This window comes from Bacillus subtilis subsp. subtilis str. 168, assembly GCF_000009045.1.
Classification (GTDB): Bacteria; Bacillota; Bacilli; order Bacillales; family Bacillaceae; genus Bacillus; species Bacillus subtilis.
Genome location: NC_000964.3, coordinates 4,097,410 through 4,121,105 on the forward strand (window position 1 = coordinate 4,097,410; position 23,696 = coordinate 4,121,105).

The 23,696-nt window shown below is 44.1% G+C and carries 23 protein-coding genes; 15 read left to right on the top strand and 8 right to left on the bottom strand.

Annotated elements, in window-relative coordinates; all coding sequences use genetic code 11:
- Positions 1-6: 6 nt before the first annotated feature.
- The 5 genes from yxbB to yxaM are packed head-to-tail and all read left to right on the top strand — an operon-like array spanning position 7 to position 4,956.
- Positions 7-741, top strand: coding sequence for a putative S-adenosylmethionine-dependent methyltransferase (gene yxbB / locus BSU_39890; RefSeq protein NP_391868.1), 735 nt, complete (start codon positions 7-9; stop codon positions 739-741).
- Positions 741-1,010, top strand: coding sequence for a hypothetical protein (gene yxbA / locus BSU_39900; RefSeq protein ID NP_391869.1), 270 nt, complete (start codon positions 741-743; stop codon positions 1,008-1,010). Before yxbB ends, yxbA begins: the two co-directional genes overlap by 1 nt.
- Before the next feature lie 3 nt (positions 1,011-1,013).
- Positions 1,014-1,496, top strand: a complete 483-nt coding sequence (gene yxnB / locus BSU_39910) for a hypothetical protein (protein NP_391870.1) — start codon at positions 1,014-1,016, stop codon at positions 1,494-1,496.
- Positions 1,497-1,516: 20 nt separating this feature from the next.
- The gene (gene asnH / locus BSU_39920; RefSeq protein ID NP_391871.2) at positions 1,517-3,760 is read left to right on the top strand and encodes an asparagine synthetase (glutamine-hydrolyzing); all 2,244 of its coding nucleotides are present in this window, start codon (positions 1,517-1,519) and stop codon (positions 3,758-3,760) included.
- Positions 3,757-4,956 carry a putative efflux transporter gene (yxaM, locus tag BSU_39930; protein NP_391872.2) on the top strand — a complete coding sequence of 400 codons (1,200 nt, stop codon included), beginning with the start codon at positions 3,757-3,759 and terminating at the stop codon, positions 4,954-4,956. The genes asnH and yxaM overlap by 4 nt, the downstream gene beginning before the upstream one ends.
- A gap of 63 nt (positions 4,957-5,019) precedes the next feature.
- Here yxaM and yxaL read toward each other — a convergent pair whose 3' ends face one another.
- Positions 5,020-6,252: a membrane associated protein kinase with beta-propeller domain gene (gene yxaL / locus BSU_39940; protein ID NP_391873.2), complete on the bottom strand. Its 1,233-nt coding sequence runs from the start codon at positions 6,250-6,252 to the stop codon at positions 5,020-5,022.
- A gap of 100 nt (positions 6,253-6,352) precedes the next feature.
- A complete protein-coding gene (yxaJ, locus tag BSU_39950) occupies positions 6,353-6,778 on the bottom strand; it encodes a putative integral membrane protein of unknown function (protein NP_391875.2) in 426 nt (141 codons plus the stop codon).
- Between the two features lie 256 nt (positions 6,779-7,034).
- Here yxaJ and yxaI point away from each other — a divergent pair, with 256 nt between their 5' ends.
- Positions 7,035-7,490 (top strand): putative integral membrane protein of unknown function, encoded by a 456-nt coding sequence (gene yxaI / locus BSU_39960; protein ID NP_391876.1) that lies wholly within the window; start codon positions 7,035-7,037, stop codon positions 7,488-7,490.
- Between the two features lie 29 nt (positions 7,491-7,519).
- On the opposite strand, the gene yxaH is transcribed toward yxaI, so the two are convergent.
- The 3 genes from yxaH to qdoR all read right to left on the bottom strand — a co-directional run bounded on the left by yxaH (position 7,520) and on the right by qdoR (position 10,518).
- Positions 7,520-8,728, bottom strand: coding sequence for an integral inner membrane protein involved in response to flavonoids (gene yxaH, locus BSU_39970; protein NP_391877.2), 1,209 nt, complete (start codon positions 8,726-8,728; stop codon positions 7,520-7,522).
- A gap of 107 nt (positions 8,729-8,835) precedes the next feature.
- Complete coding sequence (gene qdoI / locus BSU_39980; protein ID NP_391878.2) at positions 8,836-9,849, bottom strand: quercetin dioxygenase; 1,014 nt, start codon at positions 9,847-9,849, stop codon at positions 8,836-8,838.
- A 93-nt stretch (positions 9,850-9,942) separates the two neighbouring features.
- Complete coding sequence (gene qdoR, locus BSU_39990) at positions 9,943-10,518, bottom strand: transcriptional regulator of qdoI (protein NP_391879.2); 576 nt, start codon at positions 10,516-10,518, stop codon at positions 9,943-9,945.
- 130 nt (positions 10,519-10,648) lie between these two features.
- On the opposite strand from qdoR, the gene yxnA reads away from it, so the two are divergent.
- Positions 10,649-11,719, top strand: a complete 1,071-nt coding sequence (gene yxnA, locus BSU_40000) for a putative oxidoreductase (protein NP_391880.2) — start codon at positions 10,649-10,651, stop codon at positions 11,717-11,719.
- A 56-nt stretch (positions 11,720-11,775) separates the two neighbouring features.
- On the opposite strand, the gene yxaD is transcribed toward yxnA, so the two are convergent.
- Positions 11,776-12,207 carry a putative transcriptional regulator (MarR family) gene (yxaD, locus tag BSU_40010; RefSeq protein NP_391881.1) on the bottom strand — a complete coding sequence of 144 codons (432 nt, stop codon included), beginning with the start codon at positions 12,205-12,207 and terminating at the stop codon, positions 11,776-11,778.
- Positions 12,208-12,433: 226 nt separating this feature from the next.
- Here yxaD and yxzK point away from each other — a divergent pair, with 226 nt between their 5' ends.
- Both yxzK and yxaC read left to right on the top strand, forming a co-directional pair.
- On the top strand, positions 12,434-12,838 hold the full coding sequence (yxzK, locus tag BSU_40021; protein YP_003097798.1) for a putative integral inner membrane protein involved in export murein hydrolases: 405 nt from the start codon (positions 12,434-12,436) through the stop codon (positions 12,836-12,838).
- A complete protein-coding gene (gene yxaC / locus BSU_40022) occupies positions 12,808-13,500 on the top strand; it encodes a putative murein hydrolase export regulator (RefSeq protein NP_391882.3) in 693 nt (230 codons plus the stop codon). The genes yxzK and yxaC overlap by 31 nt, the downstream gene beginning before the upstream one ends.
- A gap of 39 nt (positions 13,501-13,539) precedes the next feature.
- On the opposite strand, the gene yxaB is transcribed toward yxaC, so the two are convergent.
- Positions 13,540-14,571, bottom strand: a complete 1,032-nt coding sequence (yxaB, locus tag BSU_40030) for a putative exopolysaccharide pyruvyl transferase (biofilm formation) (protein ID NP_391883.3) — start codon at positions 14,569-14,571, stop codon at positions 13,540-13,542.
- 92 nt (positions 14,572-14,663) lie between these two features.
- Positions 14,664-15,812 carry a D-glycerate kinase gene (gene glxK / locus BSU_40040; protein NP_391884.2) on the bottom strand — a complete coding sequence of 383 codons (1,149 nt, stop codon included), beginning with the start codon at positions 15,810-15,812 and terminating at the stop codon, positions 14,664-14,666.
- Positions 15,813-16,007: 195 nt separating this feature from the next.
- Here glxK and gntR point away from each other — a divergent pair, with 195 nt between their 5' ends.
- From gntR to ahpF, 6 genes are all read left to right on the top strand, one after another.
- Positions 16,008-16,739 carry a transcriptional regulator (GntR-gluconate) gene (gntR, locus tag BSU_40050; protein ID NP_391885.1) on the top strand — a complete coding sequence of 244 codons (732 nt, stop codon included), beginning with the start codon at positions 16,008-16,010 and terminating at the stop codon, positions 16,737-16,739.
- A complete protein-coding gene (gene gntK, locus BSU_40060; protein NP_391886.1) occupies positions 16,732-18,273 on the top strand; it encodes a D-gluconate kinase in 1,542 nt (513 codons plus the stop codon). Before gntR ends, gntK begins: the two co-directional genes overlap by 8 nt.
- Positions 18,274-18,301: 28 nt before the next feature.
- Positions 18,302-19,648 carry a gluconate/proton permease gene (gene gntP, locus BSU_40070; RefSeq protein ID NP_391887.1) on the top strand — a complete coding sequence of 449 codons (1,347 nt, stop codon included), beginning with the start codon at positions 18,302-18,304 and terminating at the stop codon, positions 19,646-19,648.
- 22 nt (positions 19,649-19,670) lie between these two features.
- On the top strand, positions 19,671-21,077 hold the full coding sequence (gene gntZ, locus BSU_40080; protein ID NP_391888.1) for a 6-phosphogluconate dehydrogenase (NAD+-dependent): 1,407 nt from the start codon (positions 19,671-19,673) through the stop codon (positions 21,075-21,077).
- Between the two features lie 463 nt (positions 21,078-21,540).
- Entirely contained in the window at positions 21,541-22,104 is a 564-nt protein-coding gene (gene ahpC / locus BSU_40090; protein NP_391889.1) for an alkyl hydroperoxide reductase (small subunit), read from the top strand.
- A gap of 13 nt (positions 22,105-22,117) precedes the next feature.
- On the top strand, positions 22,118-23,647 hold the full coding sequence (gene ahpF / locus BSU_40100; protein ID NP_391890.1) for an alkyl hydroperoxide reductase (large subunit): 1,530 nt from the start codon (positions 22,118-22,120) through the stop codon (positions 23,645-23,647).
- The last annotated feature ends 49 nt before the right edge of the window (positions 23,648-23,696 follow it).

The following is a 23,696-nucleotide window of genomic DNA, read 5'->3' on the forward strand; positions in this document are numbered from 1 at the left end:
CTGAAGATGATTACGGCTGAAGAATGCAGAACGTACAAAGAATTTGTTGATCTTTACCAATCCTATCTTTACCCCTTGCTTGGCGCCAGACTGTCCCGGATGTATTCCCCCAAAAACAAAGTCATTATCGATATGGGCACAGGTCCAGGTTATTTAAGCATTCAGTTGGCTAAAAGAACAAATGCGCACGTGCATGCTGTCGATATTAACCCGGCCATGCATGAAATCGCTCAAGAAGAAGCTAAAAAAAGCGGAGTAAGCAGCCTGATTTCATTTGATTTGGAAGATGTCCACCATTTATCTTACGCTGACCAATATGCTGACTTCATCGTCTCCTACTCTTGCCTGCATCATTGGGAAGACGTTGTTAAAGGACTTAAAGAGTGCTATAGAGTTCTGGCTCCGGGCGGAAAAATTGTCATTTTGGATACATTTAATCCCCAAGGAAGCCATTTAGAGATTATGCGAAAACAAATCAAAGAACCGGAATACTTCAGGTTTGTAAGAGAGGCATTTGAAGAAAGTTATTCCTTTGAAGACATTCACCAGTTTGTTCAGGATGCCGGCATTCCCAATTATTCATTAGAAACCTTTCACTTTTTACCGGAGGATTTTATAGAAAGCTTAGATGAGCTGGAGGATGCTCCCCTGTGGGAACAAAATGATCAAAGTACTGATCATGAAATTGAGTCTGTCACATGGATGTTAACGATAGAAAAAGAAAAGGAAGGTGCATTGTAATGATCAATGAATCAACTGTTTTATCCAAAAATCCAGAAATGCCATCAAGAAAATATTTGAAAAGCATTATTATAGAGCCGGGCATCACTTTAAATGAAATGGCATCAGATATTTATAACCATATCGACGGCAAGGTCAGCATACATGATATTTGCTCAAAAATCGTCAATGAATATGATGTTGATTATCAAACCTGCTTAGAAGATTGTATGGAGCTGTTTGAGTTGCTTATTGATCATGAAGCAATCAAAGTTAAGCAGGGGGCATGAGAATTGGAAAAACAAAAAGTGCTTGCTTTACCAGACGATGTACATGAGCTGAGTACACACCGTTCTAAATCAATCGTAAATTACATCATCACTCTGCTTGCCTTTGCCAAAAAACAAGGATTGACTCATCAAGATATTGTAAGCTGGATTCACGAGCAATATGAGGAAAGAGGATATTATGATGAGTGGAGACACATTAACAGCCAACAACCAGTTGGATCATTTGTGGAACTCTTTATAAAAGGAAGACGTTTACTTTATGACAAAATTGAATTGTTTGAAACAGAAGATAAATATGTCGTAAATACCCACACTTGGTATGAAAAAGAACCTAGTGAGGCCTTTTTTTATTTTGAAATTGATCCCGAAGAATTTTCTGCGTACGCTTCCATTCTCGCAATCGAAAACGCAAAACGTCTCGGAATTAAAATCGATATTGTAAAAGAAACAGATGTAGAGACAGCTTATATCTATAAACATCAATAACGCTATTGGGAGGGAGACATATGTGCGGGCTCGCGGGTATTATAAATCTGGCTGCTCCCCGTTCTCAGGAATGTACCTTTCATATATTGAAAGGCATGGCAGATGCCATCAGCTATAGGGGACCGGATGATGAACAATATCATATTGATTCCAAAGTCGGCTTTGCATTTCGGCGATTGTCCATTCTTGACCTTGTAAATGGACAGCAGCCCTTTTTAAATGAGGATGGATCAATCGTCGTTATGGTAAATGGAGAAATTTATAACTATAAAGAACTGAAGGCTTCTTTACACAATCATATGTTTAAAACGACATCTGATTGTGAAGTAATTGTTCATTTATATGAAGAAAAAGGGATTGGATTTGTAGACGACATCATCGGAATGTTTTCAATAGCCATTTGGGACAAAAATAAAAACAAAGTATTTTTAGTTCGTGACCGCTTTGGGATTAAACCGCTTTTTTACACAGAGCTAAAACACGAGCTTATATTTGCCTCTGAAATAAAATCCCTATTTTCTCATCCTCACTGTCCCCGCCAATTTAATTGGAAAGAAGCACTCTCAGACATTTGGCTAAGCGGGGAAGCAGCCAGTAATCATAAAGAAACCACTTCCTTTTTTGTAAACATCCAAAATCTCGATGCTGGCCATTATCTCGAAATTAATTTGACAACAAATGAACGAAAAACAGCAAGCTATTGGTCTTTACAGGATATTTTGCTCAGGCAAGGCTATCGTGAGAATCTCCATCCCGATGACCTGATTGAAGGATATAGAGAACTGCTGGCAGATTCAGTCCATAGATGTTTACAAAGCGACGTTGAAGTCGGGTTGTTTCTTAGCGGTGGCATTGATTCAGCTGCAGTCGCACATTTTGCTGCAGAAAAACAGGATCTCCATACGTTTACAGTATTAAGCCAAAGTACATTTACAAATGAAGATGCAAAATATGCCCATTGGCTGGCTAAAGATTTACACCTTCCAAATCATCAGGTTCTCTATCAATTAGGGAACGATGAGTTATTACAACCAGAGTCATATAAACATTTGTTATGGATCTGTGAAACACCGTTTTGCGGACCGGAACAATTATATAAGTTTCATTTACATAAGTATGCCAAAGCGATAAGGCCAAACCTGAAAGTCATGCTGACCGGCCAGGGCAGCGACGAATTTAACGGCGGTTACAGCACGACACTTTCACCAGCCGAGAACCCAAGTTGGGAAGGATTTATTGAATCGGTCAATACGATGGAGATGAACCGGCTGCATCGGCTGCAGGGAAATATCTTTAGAGTGTGGGAGGAGCATTTTGGACTTTCTCCTATAAACCTTTCTTATTTAAAGAGCAATGATTCCAGCCAAGCAGATCCTTGGCAATCGTATGTCCTGACAAAATACCGTGATCTGCAAATGTATAATTGCTGGCATGAAGATCGGATCGCCGCGGCTAATCATATCGAAAACCGTGTACCGTTCTTGGACCATCGGCTTGTTGAATGGGTTTGCGGAATACCTGATGGACTCCGTAAAGACTTGTTATGGGATAAGTCGGTATTGCGAAAATCATTAACAAATGAGCTGCATACAAGCTATACCCACCGGCCAAAGGTTCCTTTTTTCTATGGTAAGGACGTGAGATATACACATAAAATGATGTTTCATCTTCTGAAGAAAAACAATTATCAGCTTATAGAGGAGGCCTTCTCTCACAGCGATGCCTCCAGCATAATACAGGTTGAACACATTCATGCCATCATGACATATTTGGAGGATGATCCTGAGTTTACAAATTTTGAATTTTTATTAAGACTGGTGAACATGGGACTTTTATCAAAAATGACTAAAGAAACCCCTTCTGTTCAATTAGACATAACCAGCCATTTAGAATCGATAACAATAAAAGACTGGCACTCACAGGAAGGTGATATTGCCAGTCGTTTAAATATCTCAGCCAATAAGTGTGAAGGACAAGATATTTTGGCGCTAAACCCTGGCGTCACTCTGTTAAGGCCGGAAAGCGATAGTGAGCATTGCATCTACATTGCGGAAGAAGGATTTATTCAGTTTATTGTTTCGGAGGAAGACGTCGGAGCTTGGCTGCATATTCTCTGCGATATTAATGGAAAAGACACACTTCATACGATTTTAGACAGACATGGTGTCAGCCTTGAAGAAGTGGCCAAATATATTCAAGAAGCCATCGAACACAATATCATTTTGATCAAACAAAAAAATCTGCCAGAAGGAGCATATAGATGAGCATCTTTTATTCGTTTTCCGCACTTAGGGGATTAGCAATGGGGATTTTTTCGCCTATTTGGATTCTTTATCTGATATCTAAAGATTATGATTTCCTTCAGATTGGATTAATGGGAGCGGTACTTGAAATTGCTAAGCTTATATTTGAAGTTCCTTCCGGCGTTTTTGCTGATCGTTATGGAATTAAAATTTCAATTGCCAGTTCATTCTTTTTCTCCATCCTTACATGGGCCTTCTTCCCTTTTATCGATTCAGCTGCTATTTGCATACTGGCTATGATCATATGGGCTTTATCAGATTCCTTAATTTCCGGTTCTTTTGAAACTTGGATGAGCCGTGTCGCAGGGGAAGATCGATTCGGCAAAGAAATGATGAAAAACACACAATTGCTAATCACTTTTTTAATTATTGGAAGTATTGCCAGCGGGTATTTGTATTCATTAAATATCTATTTTCCTTTCCTGCTCGTTATGGTGATCTACTTATTACTATTTATTTGGATGTCTGTATTTATTAAAGTCCCTTCTGTTTCCGAAACAAATCATGGGGATCAGAACCAACATGATTCGATAAAGATTATCAAAGAAAGTTTAAAAATTATCTTTAACAAAAAAAGGGTTCTTTTAATCGTCATAGCCGGTTTCTTTACAGCCACAGCCTATGACACAATTTCCCGTTACTGGCAGCCTTTTTTGAGTGATTTAGGCTTTTCAGAAAAGTCACTGGGATATATTTTTGCCCTAGGAGGGTTTACCGCTCTCGTTCTTTTGACATTAACCATCAGGTTCGAAAAGAAGATCGAAAAAAATCCATATCTCGCTTTAACCTCATTGGATTCCATGGGCATGGTCATGACTTTTCTATTGTCTAGAGCATTCAGGCCGCTGGGCATTCCATGTACAGCGTTTTTGCTTGCAATTGAAGATATTCATCATCCGATCGTAACAAGTTACTTAAATAAGTTTTTCCCCGATTCATACAAGAACACACTTTTCTCGTTAAACTCAGGGGTAGGAGCAATTGGAGAAATTCTTTCCGGTGTCATTTTCGGCATCATTTCCGCAGCCTTTGGGCTCTCTGCCATGTTTGTTGTTGTAGCTGTATTTCTATTAATCCCTATTATCCTTTATACGATAGTGCCTAAGATTAAAGACAATGATATGAAAGTTCAGATTGAAAAATCCCAGCAAGTGTAAATGTTTTGTATCACAGTAAGAAGACCTTCTTATTAAAAGAAGGTCTTCTGCTATTCTATTCAGTTATTTCCCAAAAGCCATCAGCTTCGTATAACTTCCAATATAAAGTGTTCCGTCCTCAGCGAGCTGAGGAGAAGACACGACGTTGCTGTCGGTTTGATAGCTCCATAATTCATTGCCGTTTGCGTCTGCCGCATAAACCTTCATATCATCTGACCCGAAATAAACCGTTCCCTTCGCGTCAATCAGCGGCGCCGTTCTGACAGGGCCGTCTGTGTAGAATGACCAGTTCATATCCCCGTTTTTGCTGATGGAAAACAGCTCGCCGCTTCCTGAGCCGATGTAGATATTGCCATTATGATCAATCGCAGGAGATGAGCTGGAGAACCCGTTTAGCGGGAATGTCCATTTCAAACTGCCTGTTGATGTATAAGCATACAGCTGTCCATCTTGGTTGCCGGCATAAATGTTTCCGTCCTTATCAATCACCGGATATCCTTTAAACGCATTTGACGTCGTTCTGGACCATTTCACCTGTCCGGTTCCGGAGTTGATCGCATAAAACACGTAATTATATGTGCCGACATACACGGTGCCGTTTTTGGCAAGCACCGGCACAGAGCTGACGACCCCATTTGTTTTCAACTTCCAGCGCTCTGTCCAGGTTGATTTTGACGTCGGTTTGATCGCGTGAACATAATTATCAAGTGTTGAGAAATACAACGTCCCGTCTGAACCGATCACCGTTTCAGAGCTTGGCCCGCCGCTTAACGGAACCGTTGTTAAAATTTCTCCCGTTTCTTTGTCAATAAAATAAATCTTTTTGTCATAGGATGCCAAATAGATAACGCCGTTGGTCCCAAGTACAGGAGATTGCGTATATGTTTTTCCAAGATTGCCCGTCACCCATTTGACTGAGCCGTCTGGATTAAAGGCTTTCATTTCCCCGTCTCTGGAATGAAGATATACTGTGCCGTCTCCGTCAATCACAGCCCCCGCTCCATTTTGCGGAGTCGTTCTGATGTCGTTTTGCCATTTCAGCGTCCCGTCTGTATTTCCGGCGAACCGGCTTTCGCGTGACCAGTTAAACATGGCAGGCGCCATCGCTTGTACATCATATCTTCCTGGCAAAAAGCCAGATGCTCCATTATTTTGAGAAAACACCGTTTCCGCCGCATAAGCAGCTGTCGGCTGAAGCACTTTGGCAGCGGGCACATCAGAAACAGCGCCGGCCGAAACAGCCGCCGCCACCGCAGCTCCCGCAATCAAAGCTTTCATACGAAATGACTTGACCATCATTGAGACCCCCATTATATGTAACTTCTAATTTGTGACCATCATAACATATTCATCCATTTTATAAATCTATTTCACAAAAACATCACAAACTAGAAAACTATGTAAGAGTATTCACGGACGTTTTTTCAGCACCCGATCGAAATGCAGCCACAAACCAAATGACGTTGACAGCAGCCGCAGCGAGACTAACTCCCAAAACAAAGATCACCTCAGAAAGCAGATGGTCACTAAAGAAACTAAACATCAAGATAAAACCGGCCGAAGACAAATGAATCAAAAGCCCGAAGCCGCAAAGCACCGCCATGACATACCTCATTGCATCGACTCCGAGCATATAAACGAGAAATGGAATGAAATACAAGACAAGGATCATACCGACAGCTGACCACATGCCAGCTGAATTAAACTGATTGGCCGCCGCTCCCGTTCCGGCCAGCGGCGAAAGTGAAGCCGCCACAATCACGGCGCAAAAAAGAAACGCAGAAATGGTTGTCATGATCGCCACGCTATTTTTTTTTGACATCAAACTCCTCCTTTAATAGAAATATTAACCTTTTTTATTATAAGTAAGTTGAATGTTATATTCATTATATTTTTAAAAAATTCCAGAATACATACACAAATGCTATGCTTCTTTCTAGTATATTTATATAGTAAAAAACAAAGGATAAAAGACTCATTTTTCTGTAATATCAGGATTTTATCACCATACCATATTGCATGTACATGTTTTTCAAAGTATACTATTCCAGATTAATTCAGAGGAGAGAGAAAAATACATGGAAAAACCAGCAGGATTTTGGATTCGTTTTTTAGCTTATTTTATTGACGGCATTATTGTATCTGTTCCTAGTTATATTATTCTATTTATTATCAATTCTGTGTTTGTAGCTGGGGCTGTGGCAACAAACCCTTACATGACGGAAGAAGAGTATTTAGTGAAATACATGACGCTTGCATTTTTGCCTACTATGCTGATCATGATCGTCATCAGCGTGTTATATTACGGGCTGCTCACAGCTTCTAAAATGCAAGGCACACTTGGCAAAAAAATTCTTGGCCTGAAAGTGGTCAATGAACAAGGTGAACGGGTTTCTGTCGGACAGGGAATTGGCCGTTACTTTGCCTATATCTTATCTGGAATCATCTTTTATATCGGGTTTATCATGATCGCCTTTGGAGAGAAAAAAGGCCTGCATGACATCATTTGCAAAACACGTGTCGTGTATAAATAATAGAAAAAAGTCTAGACGCCAATAGGCATCTAGACTTTTGTTTTCTTTGCAATAGGCTGCCACGACAGATACGTAGCGCTTCTCCACAACCACTCAAACGGCCCCATCCGAAAGACACGAAGCCAAAGGTGGCTGAAGACCATTTGAACGGCACAAACAGCAATTGTAATGAGCACACCGGCAGCAGGGTACACTTTTCCATACAGGCCCAAGCCGTAATGATAAAAAATCCAAGTACACACAATAGACTGCATCAAATAATTGGTAAATGCCATCCTCCCAACAGCGGAGAATGATTGCAGCACTGTTCTCACTCTTGTTTTATGATAAAGATAGACAACCGTTGTAACATAGAAAAACATGAGGAAAGGCGCGCCAATCAGCAAACATATTTCTTTATCCGTTACACTGTACAGCACCTGGGCGCCGATGCCGATGACAAGCCCAGCCATCCATAATCGTTTTAATCCTTTGCGATGCTTTTCCGGTTCATGCAAATACCGTGATTTTGCTGCCGCAGCTCCCAGCAAAAACATGCTGAAATATGGAATGGATGCAAAGAAGTAGTTGAGCGGATTATACGTAAGCATGCCATTCGAAGACATGTAAACAAGACGGTCGTGGATCCGCTGTTCTGCAATATCCTTCAGGCTGCCGCTTCCATAAACATGAATCGCTTGTTTTGCCTGCTGTGTTACCGCTTGTACCCATTCCTGTCCGTTTGATTGATCAAAACTTGTCAACATGAACGGAATGGAAAACAGAAGATACAAAGAGACCGCCCATATCAGCAGTGTTTTCGGCTTTGCTTTTCGAAACAAGAGCAGGACAAATCCGAGCAGGGCATATTCTGTTAAAATATCCCCGTCCCATATCAAAAAGGCATGAATCGTTCCAAACAAGAGAAGCGCCATTAACCTTCTCACATATAACGGAACAAACCGTTTCCCTTTGTTTTCTGCTCTCTCCATCATGACAACCATGCCAAATCCAAATAAAAAGGAAAACAATAAAATACATTTTGTTTGAATGAAGAATTTCAGTATGTCTGCGGCGGCAAAATCAGCTTCAGACCACTTATCCATGAAAAAATTCTCTTTTCCAAGCATAGACAAATACATATCCGGATAACTGAAATGTGCCAGATTGACAAATAAGATGCCGAAAATCGCCATTCCTCTCAGCACATCAAGCACACCGATCCGCTCATTTGTTAAAGTCGGCTGTAATGAAGACATAGCCATCACGCTCCTTTTTTCTGTACCTTAAGGGTAGGAAAAAATGAAGCGCGGTAACATCGATTTAGGTGTCAGGCCGGCATGAAAACCTTACAATCTTGTCATCTTTATGGTTTCATCACCTTTAAATCTAATGCTTCGATATTCTGCAAAATGCGATCAAAGCGCAAAGCCTGAGGCTCACATGGGAAGATGTGGCCTTCATACGGGTCGCCTAACGTCCGGAAAAACGGTTCAAATAAACCAGGAACCAATACGCCCACCATCTTTGTATAGTGAGAATCAAGGCGATAGGAGTGAACGGTATTTGCAGGGACATGCAGGAAATCTCCCGGATTCAGCTGAATTTCCTGGCCATCTGTCCACATCGTCATCTGGCCTTCAAGGCAATAAAATGTTTCTGTATGATATTCATGGTAGTGATCAACGATTCGGTCACCTTTAGGGCCTTCAGATGATACGACGATAAACTGGCCATCTGTATTTTTTTGTGCAGCCACAATGCGGTGAAGCTGATCTCCAGTCAACAGACGATCTCCTTCTCCAGATTCAAGAACGTATGGAACCGCTCCATCTGGCAGCTCTGTAAGTTCCGCTAATTTGGCCGAACATGCAGGCTTTGCTTCATCTAGAAATACAATGTCCGCTACAGCGGCTGCTTCTGCAAATCGCTCGTTTGAGACTTCTTCGCTTGCGTACGGCGGATGTTCAGCGTGATCATACGGATTCCCAATAACGGAATACAAGTGCGCTACGTTTCCTTTCATCGTGTAAGACACCAGTCTTGTTCTGTGGCTCTGCATCCGGTAGCTGTGCGGTGTTCCCGCCGGAATGTTGGCATAATCACCTGATATTAATAAATAGCGTTCACCATCAAGTGTCAGTTCCAGTTTCCCGTCCAAAACGAGAATTCCTTCATGTGTGTCCTTGTGGACGTGAAGCGGAAAGGCATCTCCTTTTCCCCCGGAAAGAAGCACGATCTCAAACAAATCACCTGTGCTCCTCCCATTCGCCATCACCGTGGCAACCTGTCTGCCGAACAGATAGCGCTCGCCTTCTCCGCTCCGGAGCAAATAAGGCATTTTTTCTTTAGGCAATGAATGTGTACATAATGTTTTCATATTATCGCTTCCTCCAATTTAGACCAGTCTATATATTATCATTCATTTGTCTAGACCGTTCTATATAATTGTAGGAGAAAGGATAACAAAATGCTACCCTTTTTTTCTCACCAGCACTGGTATTTGTTCGGCAATGAGAAGAAGAGGCGTTTTGTCTTTATTCGTTAACGAAAGCATGATGCCGCCCTCAATCATCGAATTAATCAGCGTTCCAAGCTGATTTGCTTCTTCTTCTGCAAATCCGTTTTCCATTAATTTTCTGGCAAAAACCGCTTCCCAGCTTTTAAACACCTTCATGCAAACCGTCCGCAGCGGTTCACTGATTAACGCTGTCTCACTCGCCAGCAAACCGACTGGAATACCTTTAATGCTTTCTGTGTTGTCAAATTGGCTGGCTGTTTTTTTGATAAAAAGCTGAATCGCTTCAACAGGATCAGAGGATTCATCCATGCTTTGCTGTATCAGATGTTCAACGATCTTACCTGTATATGTAACCGCTTCAATTGCTAGTTCTTCTTTGCCATTCGGAAAAAAGTGATAAAGCGATCCTTTTGGAGCACCGCTTTCTTTTACAATCTGGTTCAAACCTGTCGCGTGATATCCTTGCAGCTGGAACAGACGTGACGCCGTGTGAAGGATTTTTTCACGTGAATCTCCTCTGCTAGTCATTAAAACATTCCCTCCTAGGTATGGTAGAGCGACTTATATAATATAAAAAAGAACCCTGTGATTGTCAAAAGGGGTAAGACCCTTCCGGATGGGGTAATGTACAAAAACAGCGTCTAGGAGGGATCTCTCAATGACAATCGATCATTCAGTCACAAATACAGAGCAGCTTGAACAACAGAACCCCGCCATAAAAACAAAGCTCAAACTGAAAAAGCTTAAGGATCAGGTGATCGTCATTACCGGCGCTTCAAGCGGTATCGGACTTGTCACGGCGAGAATGGCAGCTGAAAAAGGCGCAAAGGTCGTGGCAGCAGCGCGAAATGAAGAGGCGCTGAAGGAGCTCACTGATGAACTTAAGGAAAAAGGGCACGACGCCATATGGGTAAAGGCGGATGTCGGAAAAGAAGAGGACGTCAACCGCATCGCAGAAACCGCGATCAGCACATTCGGCCGCTTTGATACATGGGTCAACAATGCGGCCGTCTCGACTTTCGGACACGCCATGGACGTCACCGTCGAAGACATGAAGCGCATGTTCGACACAAATTTCTGGGGACCTGTTTACGGAACAAGAGCGGCTGTCAAACACTACACCGGCAGAGGTGTGCCGGGCGCACTCATTAATGTAGGAAGCCTGTTCGGAGACAGGGGAACGGTCATTCAATCCACATATGCATCTGCCAAATTTGCGCTTCACGGCTGGACGGAAAGCATCCGAATGGAGCTTGAAAAGGAACAGGCGCCCGTCTCGGTAACGCTCATCCACCCGGGCAGAATTGACACACCATATAACGAGCATGCGCACAGCTACCTCGACAAACAGCCGGCTCATTACCGCTCCATGATCTATCCGCCGGAAGCGGTCGCCGAAGCGATCCTGTTTGCCGCCGAACACCCTAAGCGCGACATGTACATCGGCTCACAGGCCAAAGCCATCGCCATGCTGGGCGCGCTTTTTCCTCGTCTGACCGACAGACTGATGGAAAAAATCATGTATCACAGCCAGCATGCCGAAAGACCGTCCAATCCGAGAGAAGAAAGCGCTCTTTATGATGCTGGCTGCGGTATGCATGACAGAGGCACAAATAAAGGATGGATGAGGTCAAGAAGCTACTACACAAAAGCGACGAAGCGCCCAATTGTATCGGCGGCTGTTGTTGCCGGACTAGTGGCTTGGGCTGCCGCCAAACGATGCAGATAATCTCTGACCATAAGAAAAACCCATGCTGTTCCAGCGAACCATGGGTTTTTCAGCTGTTAATCGATAAAAGCCTTGTTCATACGCTGCAGCAGCTCGCCGAACATCTCTTTTTCCTGTGTTGACCATTCTTTCAGCATCTGTTCATAACGTTCAAGGCGCTTTTGCTGATCGGCTTTTAATAGTTGTTTGCCGAGTTTTGTAATGGTAAACAGGCTGACTCTCCCATCAGACGGGTCTGAGAAACGATAGATGAGCTCCTTTGCCTCTAATGCAGCTGCTTGTCTTGAAAGAGTAGAAATATCAAGCTTAAACGATTCAGCCAATTCCTTAACACGAGCAGGCCCAAACTCATCCAATTGTCTCAGTAATAAGTACGAAGATCTCTCCAAATTCCCTGTTCTTTTCTCCGATTGATCCAGATAAACAGCTCTCCTGATAAAAGTCGTCAGCTCATATTCAATTAATTCAACTGGATTTTGATTTTGCAATCGCTCTCGCTCCCTATTCCAATCTCCGGCATTGACAACATCATATATACTTGTATAATACAAATGTACATTAACTGAATAAATACAAGTCGTTATATGACTAAATCAATTATTATACTTGTATAGTACAATCATATAAAAAGAAAGTAAAGCGATTCCTCAGAACCATCCTAGAAGCAAGCACCAGAAAGGAGGAAGCTGTTCTGATTGGAGAGCAGCACTTGATGTGAAAGTCATACGAATTATTTTGCAAGTGTTGATATTATATGTATTTTTTATGATCGGGGAAGCCATTCAGCATCTGTTTCATTTACCCGTGTCAGGAAGCATCGTTGGATTGGTATTGCTTCTGATCTGCTTGGGCCTCCGTATTGTTCCCGTCTCCATCATTGAAGACGGAGCAGGGTTTTTATTATCCTTCCTTCCATTGTTGTTCATCCCGGCAATGACAGGAGTGATAAACTATCCGTCTCTCATTTCATTCAATGGCCTGATGCTGCTGATTACAGTCGTTCTCAGCACCATCGTCACGATCATTGCGGCTGGATTCGCCAGCCAGCTATTAGAGAAAAAAGCAAAAAAACGGGAGGAGAAAGAGAAATGCAGCAAGCATGTATCGCGATCATTATAATTCTTTTAACAGTTGCCGCTTATTTAGCGATGGTCAAACTCTATAAGCGATTCCCGCTTCCATTTCTGATCCCTGTTCTGACAACGACAATTTTGATTGTAGCGGCTTTGATGATGTTTCATGTTTCCTATGAAGGCTATATGATCGGGGGGAAATGGATCAATTCTTTGCTTGGGCCGGCTGTTGTGGCGCTGGCCTATCCGCTTTATAAGCAATGGCATATCATTGTCAAACATTGTGTTCCCATTTTAGGCGGCGTCCTGGTCGGCTTATGCATGGGAATGATCAGCGGGCTGATCTTCGCAGAAGCATTCGGGATTGATCATGATCTCTTATTATCCATTCTGCCAAAATCGATCACAACCCCTGTCGCTATTCAGATCGCCGCCGGTCTTGGCGGCGTCCCTTCCATGACAGTCGTATTTGTCATGATTGCGGGCTTTTCAGGCGTCATCCTCGGGCCGCTTTTCCTAAAATGGCTTCGCATACGCAGCTCCCTAGGACAAGGCATTGCATTAGGCAGCGCCTCCCATGCACTGGGTACCTCCAAAGCGTTGGAATATGGGGAATTGGCCGTATCCATGAGTTCCGTCTCCATGACGCTTTGTGCGGTGCTCGGCTCATTCTTCGGCCCGCTCGTCGTCTGGCTGTTTCATATTTAACAAAGAAAGACTGCCCCGGGGGAGGGCAGTCTTTTTCGTTTAAGAAGCAAAAAAATCAATCAACGGCTGAAAGTCCTTAGATAAATCAACGTCATTCGGTTCTGCTTGAAGCAGGCGGTCAATCATACGCTCCAGCTCCTCAACATCATTCTTATCCGTATATTCAATGAAGTTTAAGCTTTCAAGCCAATCCCGATATGAATGTTTGGCTTTGCCATAGCTGTTTCCAAAGACAAGGCAAGGTGTTTTGGTGATAATCGAGAAAATCATCGCGTGAAGGCGGTCGGTAATCACCAATTTACTGGAGCCGATGCGGTCCAGCATCTCCATAAAATGCTTTTCACGATCAGCGTAATCGATGGTGTCTACCGTATCCAGCACCGTATCGGTACGCTCTGTGTAAGTTGTTTTTTCTGCCCATTGCTTCATCTGTGAAATAAAATCTTCGTCAGTCACTTTCTCCTTATCCGCTCTTAAAATAAAGAGAACGCCGTCCCGCTCGAGCTCTCGCGGCACAATATCCAAGGAAAGCACCATGTCCGGTGTAAAGATCACATTGGAGTTGAAGGTCTCTTTCACAACATCCAGTGTTTGCGTCTCACGCGCAGCAATCGTTAAGTTTGTATTTTGATGGTACGCATCCTGTGTTTTTTTCTTTTCCTTCTGTCCTTCCTCTGTATCCTCAAAATAAACGGATTGTGGCAGAGAAATTGATTTGTAGTCTTTAAACGCCGAAAAGACCTTTCTTCTGTCTTCCTCAATATCGAGATAAAGGTTTCCTAAATTCCCTCCGCCTGTAAAGCAGACAATATCGTCTTCACGAATGATCTCCTTCACCAGTTCAATGCCCTCATCCGTCGCATAATCCATAATCTCAATGTATTCATAATACGGAAAATGATTTTTGATAAATTTCTCTTCCGCATACGCAATCGCTTGGTCGCCAATGTTTGTGTAGCTAGGGGAACCAAACAAAAATACTTTTCGTTTATCATTTAACAGAGCTTCCGGCTCCACATTTGGCGCAATGCCTTTTACTAGTTTTTTGCCTTTGATTTCTTGTACAGTCATATCTGCGTCCTCCTTCTGGGATGAATTCCTCATTGTGTGTTAACTGTCTCTACCCAAAAAGAAGGATGGCTATGCATTGGCATGTGCATCGGCTATATCAGAAACATCGTTTTCGCCAATTTGATAGACGCTGCAATGTCCCGCGCCGTTCTTTCCATATATTCCGCGGCATGTTCAAACGCGTCTTCTAGTGGCACGGCTCCGGGGACGATGCTGAAAAGCGCATCGATTCCGTGTTGATAGACGGCATTACTGTCTCGGGAAATTGATCCCGCAATGCCGATAACGGGCACATCGTATGATTTAGCGGCCTTGGCCACCCCGATCGGTGTTTTTCCATGAACCGTTTGGCTGTCGATTCGTCCCTCGCCGGTAATCACAAGGTCTGCATCCTGAACGATACTTTCAAAATCAACCGCTTCAAGGACAATATCAATGCCTCTTTTCAGGTCAGCCTGAAGATAAGTTAGCAGGCTCCATCCAAGACCGCCCGCTGCACCGGCGCCCTCTGTATCTCGGAAGGTTGATCCGAGCGCTTTTTCTGCCATATCAGCGAAATGGCTTACGTTCTGGTCTAGTACATCCAACATGTCGGCCGTCGCGCCTTTTTGCGGCCCGAAAACAGCCGTAGCACCCTTTGGTCCTGTTAACGGATTGTCCACGTCACAGGCAACTTCCAGTTTGACATTCCGCAATCTGGAATCAAGCCCGCTCACATCTATTGATGCAAGCTGAGATAACGCGCCGCCCCCTGGGCCAATCTCGCTGCCTGAGTTATCAAGAAGCCTTCCGCCCAATGCCTGAATCATCCCGGCTCCCCCGTCGTTCGTGGCGCTTCCGCCGATTCCGATGATCAATCGCTCCGCTCCCGCATCAAGAGCTGCTCCGATTAATTCTCCCGTTCCCCTTGTTGTAGTGATGAGCGGATTTCGCTTATCTACAGGCACCAGATGCAGCCCTGAAGCAGCAGCCATTTCAATCACAGCTGTTCTCCCATCTCCCATCATGCCAAAGAAAGCTCTCACCGGTTCCCCCAGCGGCCCTGTGACAACTTGCTCTATGATCCTTCCATTGGTCGCATCGACCAGAGATTGAACGGTTCCCTCGCCGCCATCCGCCACCGGCAATTTTCTGTAATCAGCACCCGGAAAGACCGATTTGAAACCTCTTTCTATCGCTTCGGCTGCCTCCAGAGCTGATAAGCTTTCCTTAAAAGAATCAGGTGCAATGATGATTTTCATCCAAATCGCCTCTTTCAAAACATGATTCACTTAACCTATTGATCTCCAATGTACCATAATTGATCTGGAAATACATACCATGCAATATGGTAAAAATTTAAATAAAAATTAGAAATGAAAGTGTTTGCATAAAAGAAATATTCACGTTATCATACTTGTATACAAGTATACTCCTTGAGTGAGGAAGGTGAGTGTATGCTAGACTCCAAAGACCTGTTGTATCCCGCAAAATGGCTCTCAAAAGCGTCAACCGGAGTTCGTGTCGCATACGAGCTGAGAATGCGGATCGTTTCAGGTCTGATTGAAAGCGGTACCATTTTATCAGAAAATACAATCGCCGCCGAGTTTTCAGTAAGCCGTTCGCCGGTTCGCGAAGCGCTAAAAATACTCGCATCCGAAAAAATCATCCGCTTAGAACGAATGGGAGCGGTCGTAATTGGTTTAACTGAGAAGAAAATCGCGGAAATTTATGATGTGCGGTTACTATTAGAAACATTTGTCTTTGAACGGCTTGTCAAAATAGACATTGAGCCTTTAGTTAAGGATCTCAGCAAAATTCTTGAAATGATGAAAGTCTCAATCAAATATGAGGATGCTGACGAATTTTCATTTCAAGATGTGCTGTTCCATGAAACGATTATCCGAGCGATTGATCATTCATACATTCAGATGATCTGGAACAATCTAAAACCCGTCATGGAAAGCTTTATTCTTTTATCGATGCGGGTACGGTTAAAGGAAAAGTATGAAGACTTCACAAGGATTTTAGATAACCACGAGCTTTATATTCAAGCCATCAAAACAAAGGATAGGGCGCTGATGATTCAGTCTCTTCACCAAAACTTTGATGATGTGCAGGATAAGGTAGAAGACCTATGGCTCTCACAACAAATGCTGGCAAAAGGAGCTGAATACAACAATGACTAGTTATATGTTAGGAATCGATATCGGCACGACAAGCACAAAAGCTGTGCTGTTCAGTGAAAACGGAGATGTGGTACAGAAAGAAAGCATCGGCTACCCGCTCTATACACCGGACATCTCAACAGCTGAACAAAATCCGGAAGAGATTTTTCAGGCAGTCATCCATACAACAGCGAGAATTACAAAACAGCATCCCGAAAAACGGATCTCTTTCATTTCGTTCAGCAGCGCCATGCACAGCGTCATTGCAATCGACGAAAATGACAAGCCGCTGACGCCATGCATTACATGGGCCGACAACAGAAGTGAAGGCTGGGCGCATAAGATCAAAGAGGAATTGAACGGACATGAGGTGTACAAACGGACGGGAACACCGATTCATCCGATGGCACCGTTAAGTAAAATTGCCTGGATCACGAATGAAAGAAAAGAAATCGCTTCCAAGGCAAAAAAATATATCGGCATCAAAGAATACATTTTTAAACAGCTGTTCAATGAGTATGTCATCGATTACTCATTGGCATCAGCGACAGGCATGATGAACCTGAAGGGCTTGGATTGGGACGAAGAGGCACTGCGCATCGCAGGCATCACGCCGGATCACTTATCCAAACTCGTGCCGACAACCGAGATCTTTCAGCACTGCAGCCCGGAAATAGCGATCCAAATGGGAATCGATCCGGAAACGCCTTTTGTCATCGGCGCCAGCGACGGCGTGCTGTCCAACCTCGGCGTCAACGCCATTAAAAAGGGTGAAATCGCCGTCACCATCGGTACAAGCGGTGCCATTCGGACGATTATTGACAAGCCGCAAACCGATGAAAAAGGGAGAATTTTTTGCTATGCCTTGACGGACAAGCATTGGGTTATTGGGGGACCTGTGAACAATGGGGGCATCGTCCTTCGCTGGATCAGAGACGAGTTTGCCTCCTCCGAAATCGAAACAGCGACACGGCTGGGCATTGATCCATATGACGTGCTGACGAAAATTGCCCAACGCGTCAGACCCGGTTCTGACGGTCTGCTGTTCCACCCATATCTCGCCGGAGAACGCGCTCCGTTGTGGAATCCGGATGTACGCGGCTCATTTTTCGGCTTGACCATGTCGCATAAGAAAGAGCATATGATACGCGCGGCATTGGAAGGCGTCATTTACAACCTGTACACGGTGTTCTTGGCGTTAACTGAATGCATGGATGGCCCGGTAACCCGCATCCAAGCGACAGGGGGTTTTGCAAGGTCGGAGGTTTGGCGCCAAATGATGTCGGATATCTTCGAATCAGAGGTTGTCGTTCCGGAAAGCTACGAAAGCTCATGTCTCGGCGCCTGCATTTTAGGCCTGTATGCAACAGGAAAAATCGATTCTTTCGACGCCGTGTCCGATATGATCGGCAGCACATACAGACATACGCCGATCGAAGACTCAGCCAAGGAATACAGAACATTAATGCCGATTTTCATCAATCTATCAAGATTATTAGAAAATCAATATACACAAATTGCAGATTATCAGAGGGGCTTAATCACACACAAATAGTACATGACATGAAGGGGAGGGCATTACCATGCCGTTAATCATCGTTGCACTTGGGATCTTAGCATTACTATTTCTGATTATGGGCTTAAAATTAAACACATTTATTTCCCTGCTGGTCGTATCGTTCGGCGTGGCACTGGCACTCGGGATGCCGTTCGATAAAGTTGTCAGCTCCATCGAAGCAGGAATAGGGGGGACTCTTGGCCACATCGCGCTCATCTTCGGACTCGGTGCGATGCTGGGCAAACTGATCGCGGATTCAGGAGGCGCACAGCGCATTGCGATGACGCTCGTCAACAAATTCGGTGAGAAAAATATTCAATGGGCCGTTGTCATTGCCTCATTCATTATTGGGATTGCGTTATTTTTTGAAGTAGGACTGGTTCTATTAATTCCGATTGTCTTTGCGATTTCAAGAGAATTGAAGATTTCTATTTTATTTCTCGGAATCCCGATGGTCGCGGCACTATCCGTCACACACGGTTTCCTGCCGCCGCACCCGGGACCTACGGCGATCGCCGGTGAGTATGGCGCAAACATTGGAGAAGTGCTGCTGTACGGCTTTATCGTTGCTGTTCCGACAGTGCTCATTGCAGGGCCGTTATTTACAAAGTTCGCGAAAAAAATCGTTCCTGCATCATTTGCGAAAAACGGCAATATTGCATCACTCGGCACACAAAAAACATTTAACCTTGAAGAAACACCCGGCTTTGGAATCAGTGTCTTTACTGCAATGCTCCCGATTATCATCATGTCGGTCGCGACCATTATCGACCTGCTTCAAGAAACAATCGGGTTTGCAGATAACGGAGTTTTAGCTTTTATCAGATTGATTGGAAACGCATCGACTGCTATGATTATTTCGTTATTGGTCGCAGTCTATACAATGGGCATCAAGCGCAACATTCCAGTCAAAACCGTGATGGATTCTTGTTCAACTGCCATTTCACAAATCGGCATGATGCTTTTGATCATCGGAGGAGGCGGCGCCTTCAAACAAGTGCTGATCAACGGCGGTGTCGGCGATTACGTAGCAGACTTATTCAAAGGAACGGCATTATCGCCAATCATTCTGGCATGGCTCATCGCAGCGATCCTGCGCATTTCTCTAGGATCGGCGACTGTTGCCGCACTAAGCACAACAGGTCTGGTCATTCCGTTATTGGGCCATTCTGATGTTAACCTGGCGTTAGTCGTACTCGCAACAGGAGCCGGAAGTGTCATCGCTTCACACGTCAATGACGCCGGCTTCTGGATGTTCAAGGAATACTTCGGATTAAGCATGAAAGAAACATTCGCCACATGGACATTGCTGGAAACCATTATTTCCGTTGCTGGACTGGGATTCATTTTATTGTTAAGTTTAGTTGTATGAAATTAAGAAGGAGCTGTAACACATGTTCAATTCGATTGGTGTCATAGGCTTAGGCGTAATGGGAAGCAACATCGCCTTAAACATGGCAAATAAAGGCGAAAACGTCGCTGTCTATAATTACACCAGAGATTTAACGGACCAGCTTATCCAAAAGCTGGATGGACAATCTCTCAGCCCGTATTACGAGCTTGAGGACTTTGTTCAATCGTTAGAAAAACCAAGAAAAATCTTTTTGATGGTCACAGCGGGAAAACCCGTAGATTCCGTCATCCAATCATTAAAGCCTTTGCTTGAAGAAGGCGACGTCATCATGGACGGAGGAAACTCCCACTATGAAGACACAGAAAGAAGATATGACGAGCTGAAGGAAAAAGGGATCGGCTACCTGGGAGTCGGCATTTCCGGCGGTGAAGTCGGTGCGTTAACAGGGCCTTCCATCATGCCGGGCGGAGATCGCGACGTCTATGAGAAAGCCGCTCCTATCCTGACGAAAATCGCAGCCCAAGTCGGAGATGACCCTTGCTGTGTCTATATCGGACCAAAAGGGGCAGGGCACTTTACAAAAATGGTGCACAACGGCATTGAATATGCCGACATGCAGCTGATTGCAGAAGCTTATACGTTTCTAAGAGAAACGCTTCGTCTGCCGCTAGATGAAATTGCATCTATTTTTGAAACATGGAATCAAGGTGAGCTGAAAAGCTATTTAATAGAGATTACAGCTGAGATTTTACGCAAAAAAGACGAAAAAACAGGACAGCCTCTGATCGATGTCATCCTTGATAAAACCGGCCAAAAAGGCACCGGAAAATGGACGAGCATGCAGGCGATTGATAACGGCATCCCGTCCACGATCATCACAGAGTCCTTGTTCGCCCGCTACTTGTCATCTTTAAAAGAAGAACGGATGGCAGCTCAAGATGTATTAGCAGGCCCGGAAGCCGAAGAAAAACACTTGGATAAAGACACTTGGATTGAATACGTCAGACAGGCTCTTTACATGGGGAAAGTATGCGCCTATGCACAAGGCTTTGCCCAATATAAGATGTCATCTGAGCTTTACGGCTGGAATCTGCCGCTCAAAGACATCGCCTTGATTTTCCGAGGCGGCTGCATCATCCGCGCTGATTTCCTAAACGTGATCAGCGAAGCATTCAGTGAGCAGCCAAATCTGGCTAACCTGCTGATCGCGCCTTATTTCACAGATAAGCTCCATGCCTATCAAACAGGCCTGCGAAAAGTCGTTTGCGAGGGTATCAGCACCGGAATCTCTTTCCCATGCTTAACTACCGCGCTCTCTTATTACGACGGCTACCGCACAGGGCGTTCCAATGCGAACCTCTTGCAGGCACAGCGCGATTACTTTGGCGCTCACACGTACGAACGGACTGATATGGACGGCGTCTTCCATACGAATTGGTCTGAATAACCTGTATTAAAAACACGGTCAGTTTCAACTGAACCGTGTTTTTTTCTTCTATCCCAAACAACAGAAGACATAAGTTATGTTTTAAATATCATAAACAGTGATACAATAATAGCTAGAAACAATCCCCAAGATCATCATGTGACAGCAGATTGCTGTTCCGTTCTATTCTGCTTTTGGCCATTGTCCTTTGCCCTTGACCATGGTGTCATAAAATGTTCAAATGCCAAAACGGCCTGGCATTCTGATTTACAAAAGTCCCTGAAAACCTTATCTAATTGAGAATCAGCCTCTCATTTATTATAAAAGAAATGCCTAAATCCTACCTGTCACACCTTTATTAAGATGAAAAAAAGTAGGTTATGGCTTGACAAAAAATATATATTAATTAATAATTCATATATAATTAGAATTATTATTGAAAGCGATTATGCTTTCTAATACATTTTTAGGAGGAATATACATTATGTCTTTAATCGGTAAAGAAGTACTTCCATTCGAAGCAAAAGCATTCAAAAACGGTGAATTCATCGATGTAACAAACGAAGATTTGAAAGGCCAATGGAGCGTATTCTGCTTCTACCCAGCAGATTTCTCTTTCGTATGCCCAACTGAGCTTGAAGATCTTCAAGAACAATATGCTGCACTTAAAGAATTAGGTGTTGAAGTATACTCTGTTTCTACAGATACTCACTTCGTACACAAAGGCTGGCATGACAGCTCTGAAAAAATCAGCAAAATCACTTACGCAATGATCGGTGACCCATCTCAAACGATCTCTCGCAACTTCGATGTTCTTGACGAAGAAACTGGCCTTGCTGACCGCGGAACATTCATCATCGATCCAGACGGCGTTATCCAAACTGTTGAAATCAATGCAGGCGGTATCGGCCGTGACGCAAGCAACCTTGTAAACAAAGTAAAAGCAGCTCAATACGTTCGTCAAAACCCAGGTGAAGTTTGCCCGGCTAAATGGGAAGAAGGCGGCGAAACTCTTACACCTAGCCTTGATCTAGTAGGTAAAATCTAAGGAGTGCATTCAATTGGTACTTGATGCAAATATCAAAGCACAATTAAATCAATATATGCAGCTAATTGAGAATGACATTGTTCTCAAAGTTAGCGCAGGCGAAGATGACACTTCTAAGGACATGCTGGCTCTCGTTGATGAGCTGGCTTCCATGTCATCGAAAATTTCAGTTGAAAAAGCTGAATTAAACAGAACGCCGAGCTTCAGTGTCAATCGTGTCGGAGAAGACACTGGCGTGACTTTCGCCGGTATCCCTCTGGGCCACGAATTCACATCATTAGTGTTGGCGTTGCTCCAAGTGAGCGGCAGACCGCCTAAGGTAGACCAAAAAGTCATTGATCAGGTGAAGAAGATCAGTGGTGAATACCACTTCGAATCTTATATCAGCCTGACATGCCACAACTGTCCTGATGTTGTACAAGCTTTAAACATGATGAGCGTGCTGAACCCGAACATTACGCACACGATGATTGACGGTGCAGCATACAAAGCAGAAGTTGAAAGCAAAAACATCATGGCAGTGCCGACCGTTTACCTGAATGGCGAATCCTTCGGAAGCGGCCGTATGACGCTTGAAGAAATTCTTGCGAAAATGGGCAGCGGCACAGATGCATCTGAGTTTGCTGACAAAGAGCCGTTTGACGTTCTTGTGGTCGGAGGCGGACCTGCTGGTGCAAGTGCAGCGATCTACACTGCACGTAAAGGCATCCGAACTGGTGTTGTCGCTGAGCGCTTCGGCGGACAGGTTCTCGACACCATGAGCATCGAAAACTTCATCAGCGTCAAAGCGACGGAAGGACCGAAGCTAGCGGCAAGTCTTGAAGAGCATGTGAAGGAATATGATATTGATGTCATGAACCTTCAGCGTGCGAAACGCCTTGAGAAGAAAGATCTGTTCGAACTTGAACTCGAAAACGGCGCTGTCCTGAAAAGTAAAACAGTGATCCTTTCAACAGGTGCACGCTGGCGCAATGTCAACGTCCCCGGTGAACAAGAGTTCAAAAACAAAGGTGTCGCATACTGCCCGCACTGTGATGGGCCATTGTTTGAAGGCAAAGACGTTGCGGTAATCGGCGGCGGAAACTCTGGTATCGAAGCAGCGATTGATCTTGCAGGTATTGTCAATCACGTTACTGTACTAGAATTCGCGCCGGAACTGAAAGCAGACGAAGTCCTGCAAAAACGTCTCTACAGCCTGCCTAACGTTACTGTCGTGAAAAACGCACAAACAAAAGAAATCACAGGTGATCAGAGTGTTAACGGCATCACATATGTAGACCGCGAAACAGGCGAAGAAAAACACGTTGAACTTCAAGGTGTATTCGTCCAAATCGGTCTCGTGCCAAACACAGAATGGTTAGAAGGAACGGTTGAACGCAACCGCATGGGCGAAATTATTGTCGACAAACACGGCGCAACAAGCGTACCAGGCTTATTTGCTGCCGGCGACTGCACAGACAGTGCGTACAACCAAATTATTATTTCTATGGGATCAGGTGCAACTGCCGCCCTCGGCGCGTTTGATTACCTAATCCGTAACTAATATAAGAAATCCGCTATATTGCCAGATTGGCAGGATAGCGGATTTTTCT

What these genes read in the sequence shown, in the direction of transcription:
- yxaL (NP_391873.2), bottom strand. Translation starts at nt 6,252, where the DNA reads ATGGTCAAGTCATTTCGTATGAAAGCTTTGATTGCGGGAGCTGCGGTG.
- yxaI (NP_391876.1), top strand. Translation starts at nt 7,035, where the DNA reads ATGGAAAAACCAGCAGGATTTTGGATTCGTTTTTTAGCTTATTTTATT.
- yxaC (NP_391882.3), top strand. Translation starts at nt 12,808, where the DNA reads ATGCAGCAAGCATGTATCGCGATCATTATAATTCTTTTAACAGTTGCC.
- yxaH (NP_391877.2), bottom strand. Translation starts at nt 8,728, where the DNA reads ATGTCTTCATTACAGCCGACTTTAACAAATGAGCGGATCGGTGTGCTT.
- yxaB (NP_391883.3), bottom strand. Translation starts at nt 14,571, where the DNA reads ATGACTGTACAAGAAATCAAAGGCAAAAAACTAGTAAAAGGCATTGCG.
- ahpC (NP_391889.1), top strand. Translation starts at nt 21,541, where the DNA reads ATGTCTTTAATCGGTAAAGAAGTACTTCCATTCGAAGCAAAAGCATTC.
- yxbA (NP_391869.1), top strand. Translation starts at nt 741, where the DNA reads ATGATCAATGAATCAACTGTTTTATCCAAAAATCCAGAAATGCCATCA.
- glxK (NP_391884.2), bottom strand. Translation starts at nt 15,812, where the DNA reads ATGAAAATCATCATTGCACCTGATTCTTTTAAGGAAAGCTTATCAGCT.
- qdoI (NP_391878.2), bottom strand. Translation starts at nt 9,849, where the DNA reads ATGAAAACATTATGTACACATTCATTGCCTAAAGAAAAAATGCCTTAT.
- gntP (NP_391887.1), top strand. Translation starts at nt 18,302, where the DNA reads ATGCCGTTAATCATCGTTGCACTTGGGATCTTAGCATTACTATTTCTG.
- yxaJ (NP_391875.2), bottom strand. Translation starts at nt 6,778, where the DNA reads ATGTCAAAAAAAAATAGCGTGGCGATCATGACAACCATTTCTGCGTTT.
- asnH (NP_391871.2), top strand. Translation starts at nt 1,517, where the DNA reads ATGTGCGGGCTCGCGGGTATTATAAATCTGGCTGCTCCCCGTTCTCAG.
- yxnA (NP_391880.2), top strand. Translation starts at nt 10,649, where the DNA reads ATGACAATCGATCATTCAGTCACAAATACAGAGCAGCTTGAACAACAG.
- gntR (NP_391885.1), top strand. Translation starts at nt 16,008, where the DNA reads ATGCTAGACTCCAAAGACCTGTTGTATCCCGCAAAATGGCTCTCAAAA.
- qdoR (NP_391879.2), bottom strand. Translation starts at nt 10,518, where the DNA reads ATGACTAGCAGAGGAGATTCACGTGAAAAAATCCTTCACACGGCGTCA.
- yxbB (NP_391868.1), top strand. Translation starts at nt 7, where the DNA reads ATGATTACGGCTGAAGAATGCAGAACGTACAAAGAATTTGTTGATCTT.
- yxaM (NP_391872.2), top strand. Translation starts at nt 3,757, where the DNA reads ATGAGCATCTTTTATTCGTTTTCCGCACTTAGGGGATTAGCAATGGGG.
- gntK (NP_391886.1), top strand. Translation starts at nt 16,732, where the DNA reads ATGACTAGTTATATGTTAGGAATCGATATCGGCACGACAAGCACAAAA.
- gntZ (NP_391888.1), top strand. Translation starts at nt 19,671, where the DNA reads ATGTTCAATTCGATTGGTGTCATAGGCTTAGGCGTAATGGGAAGCAAC.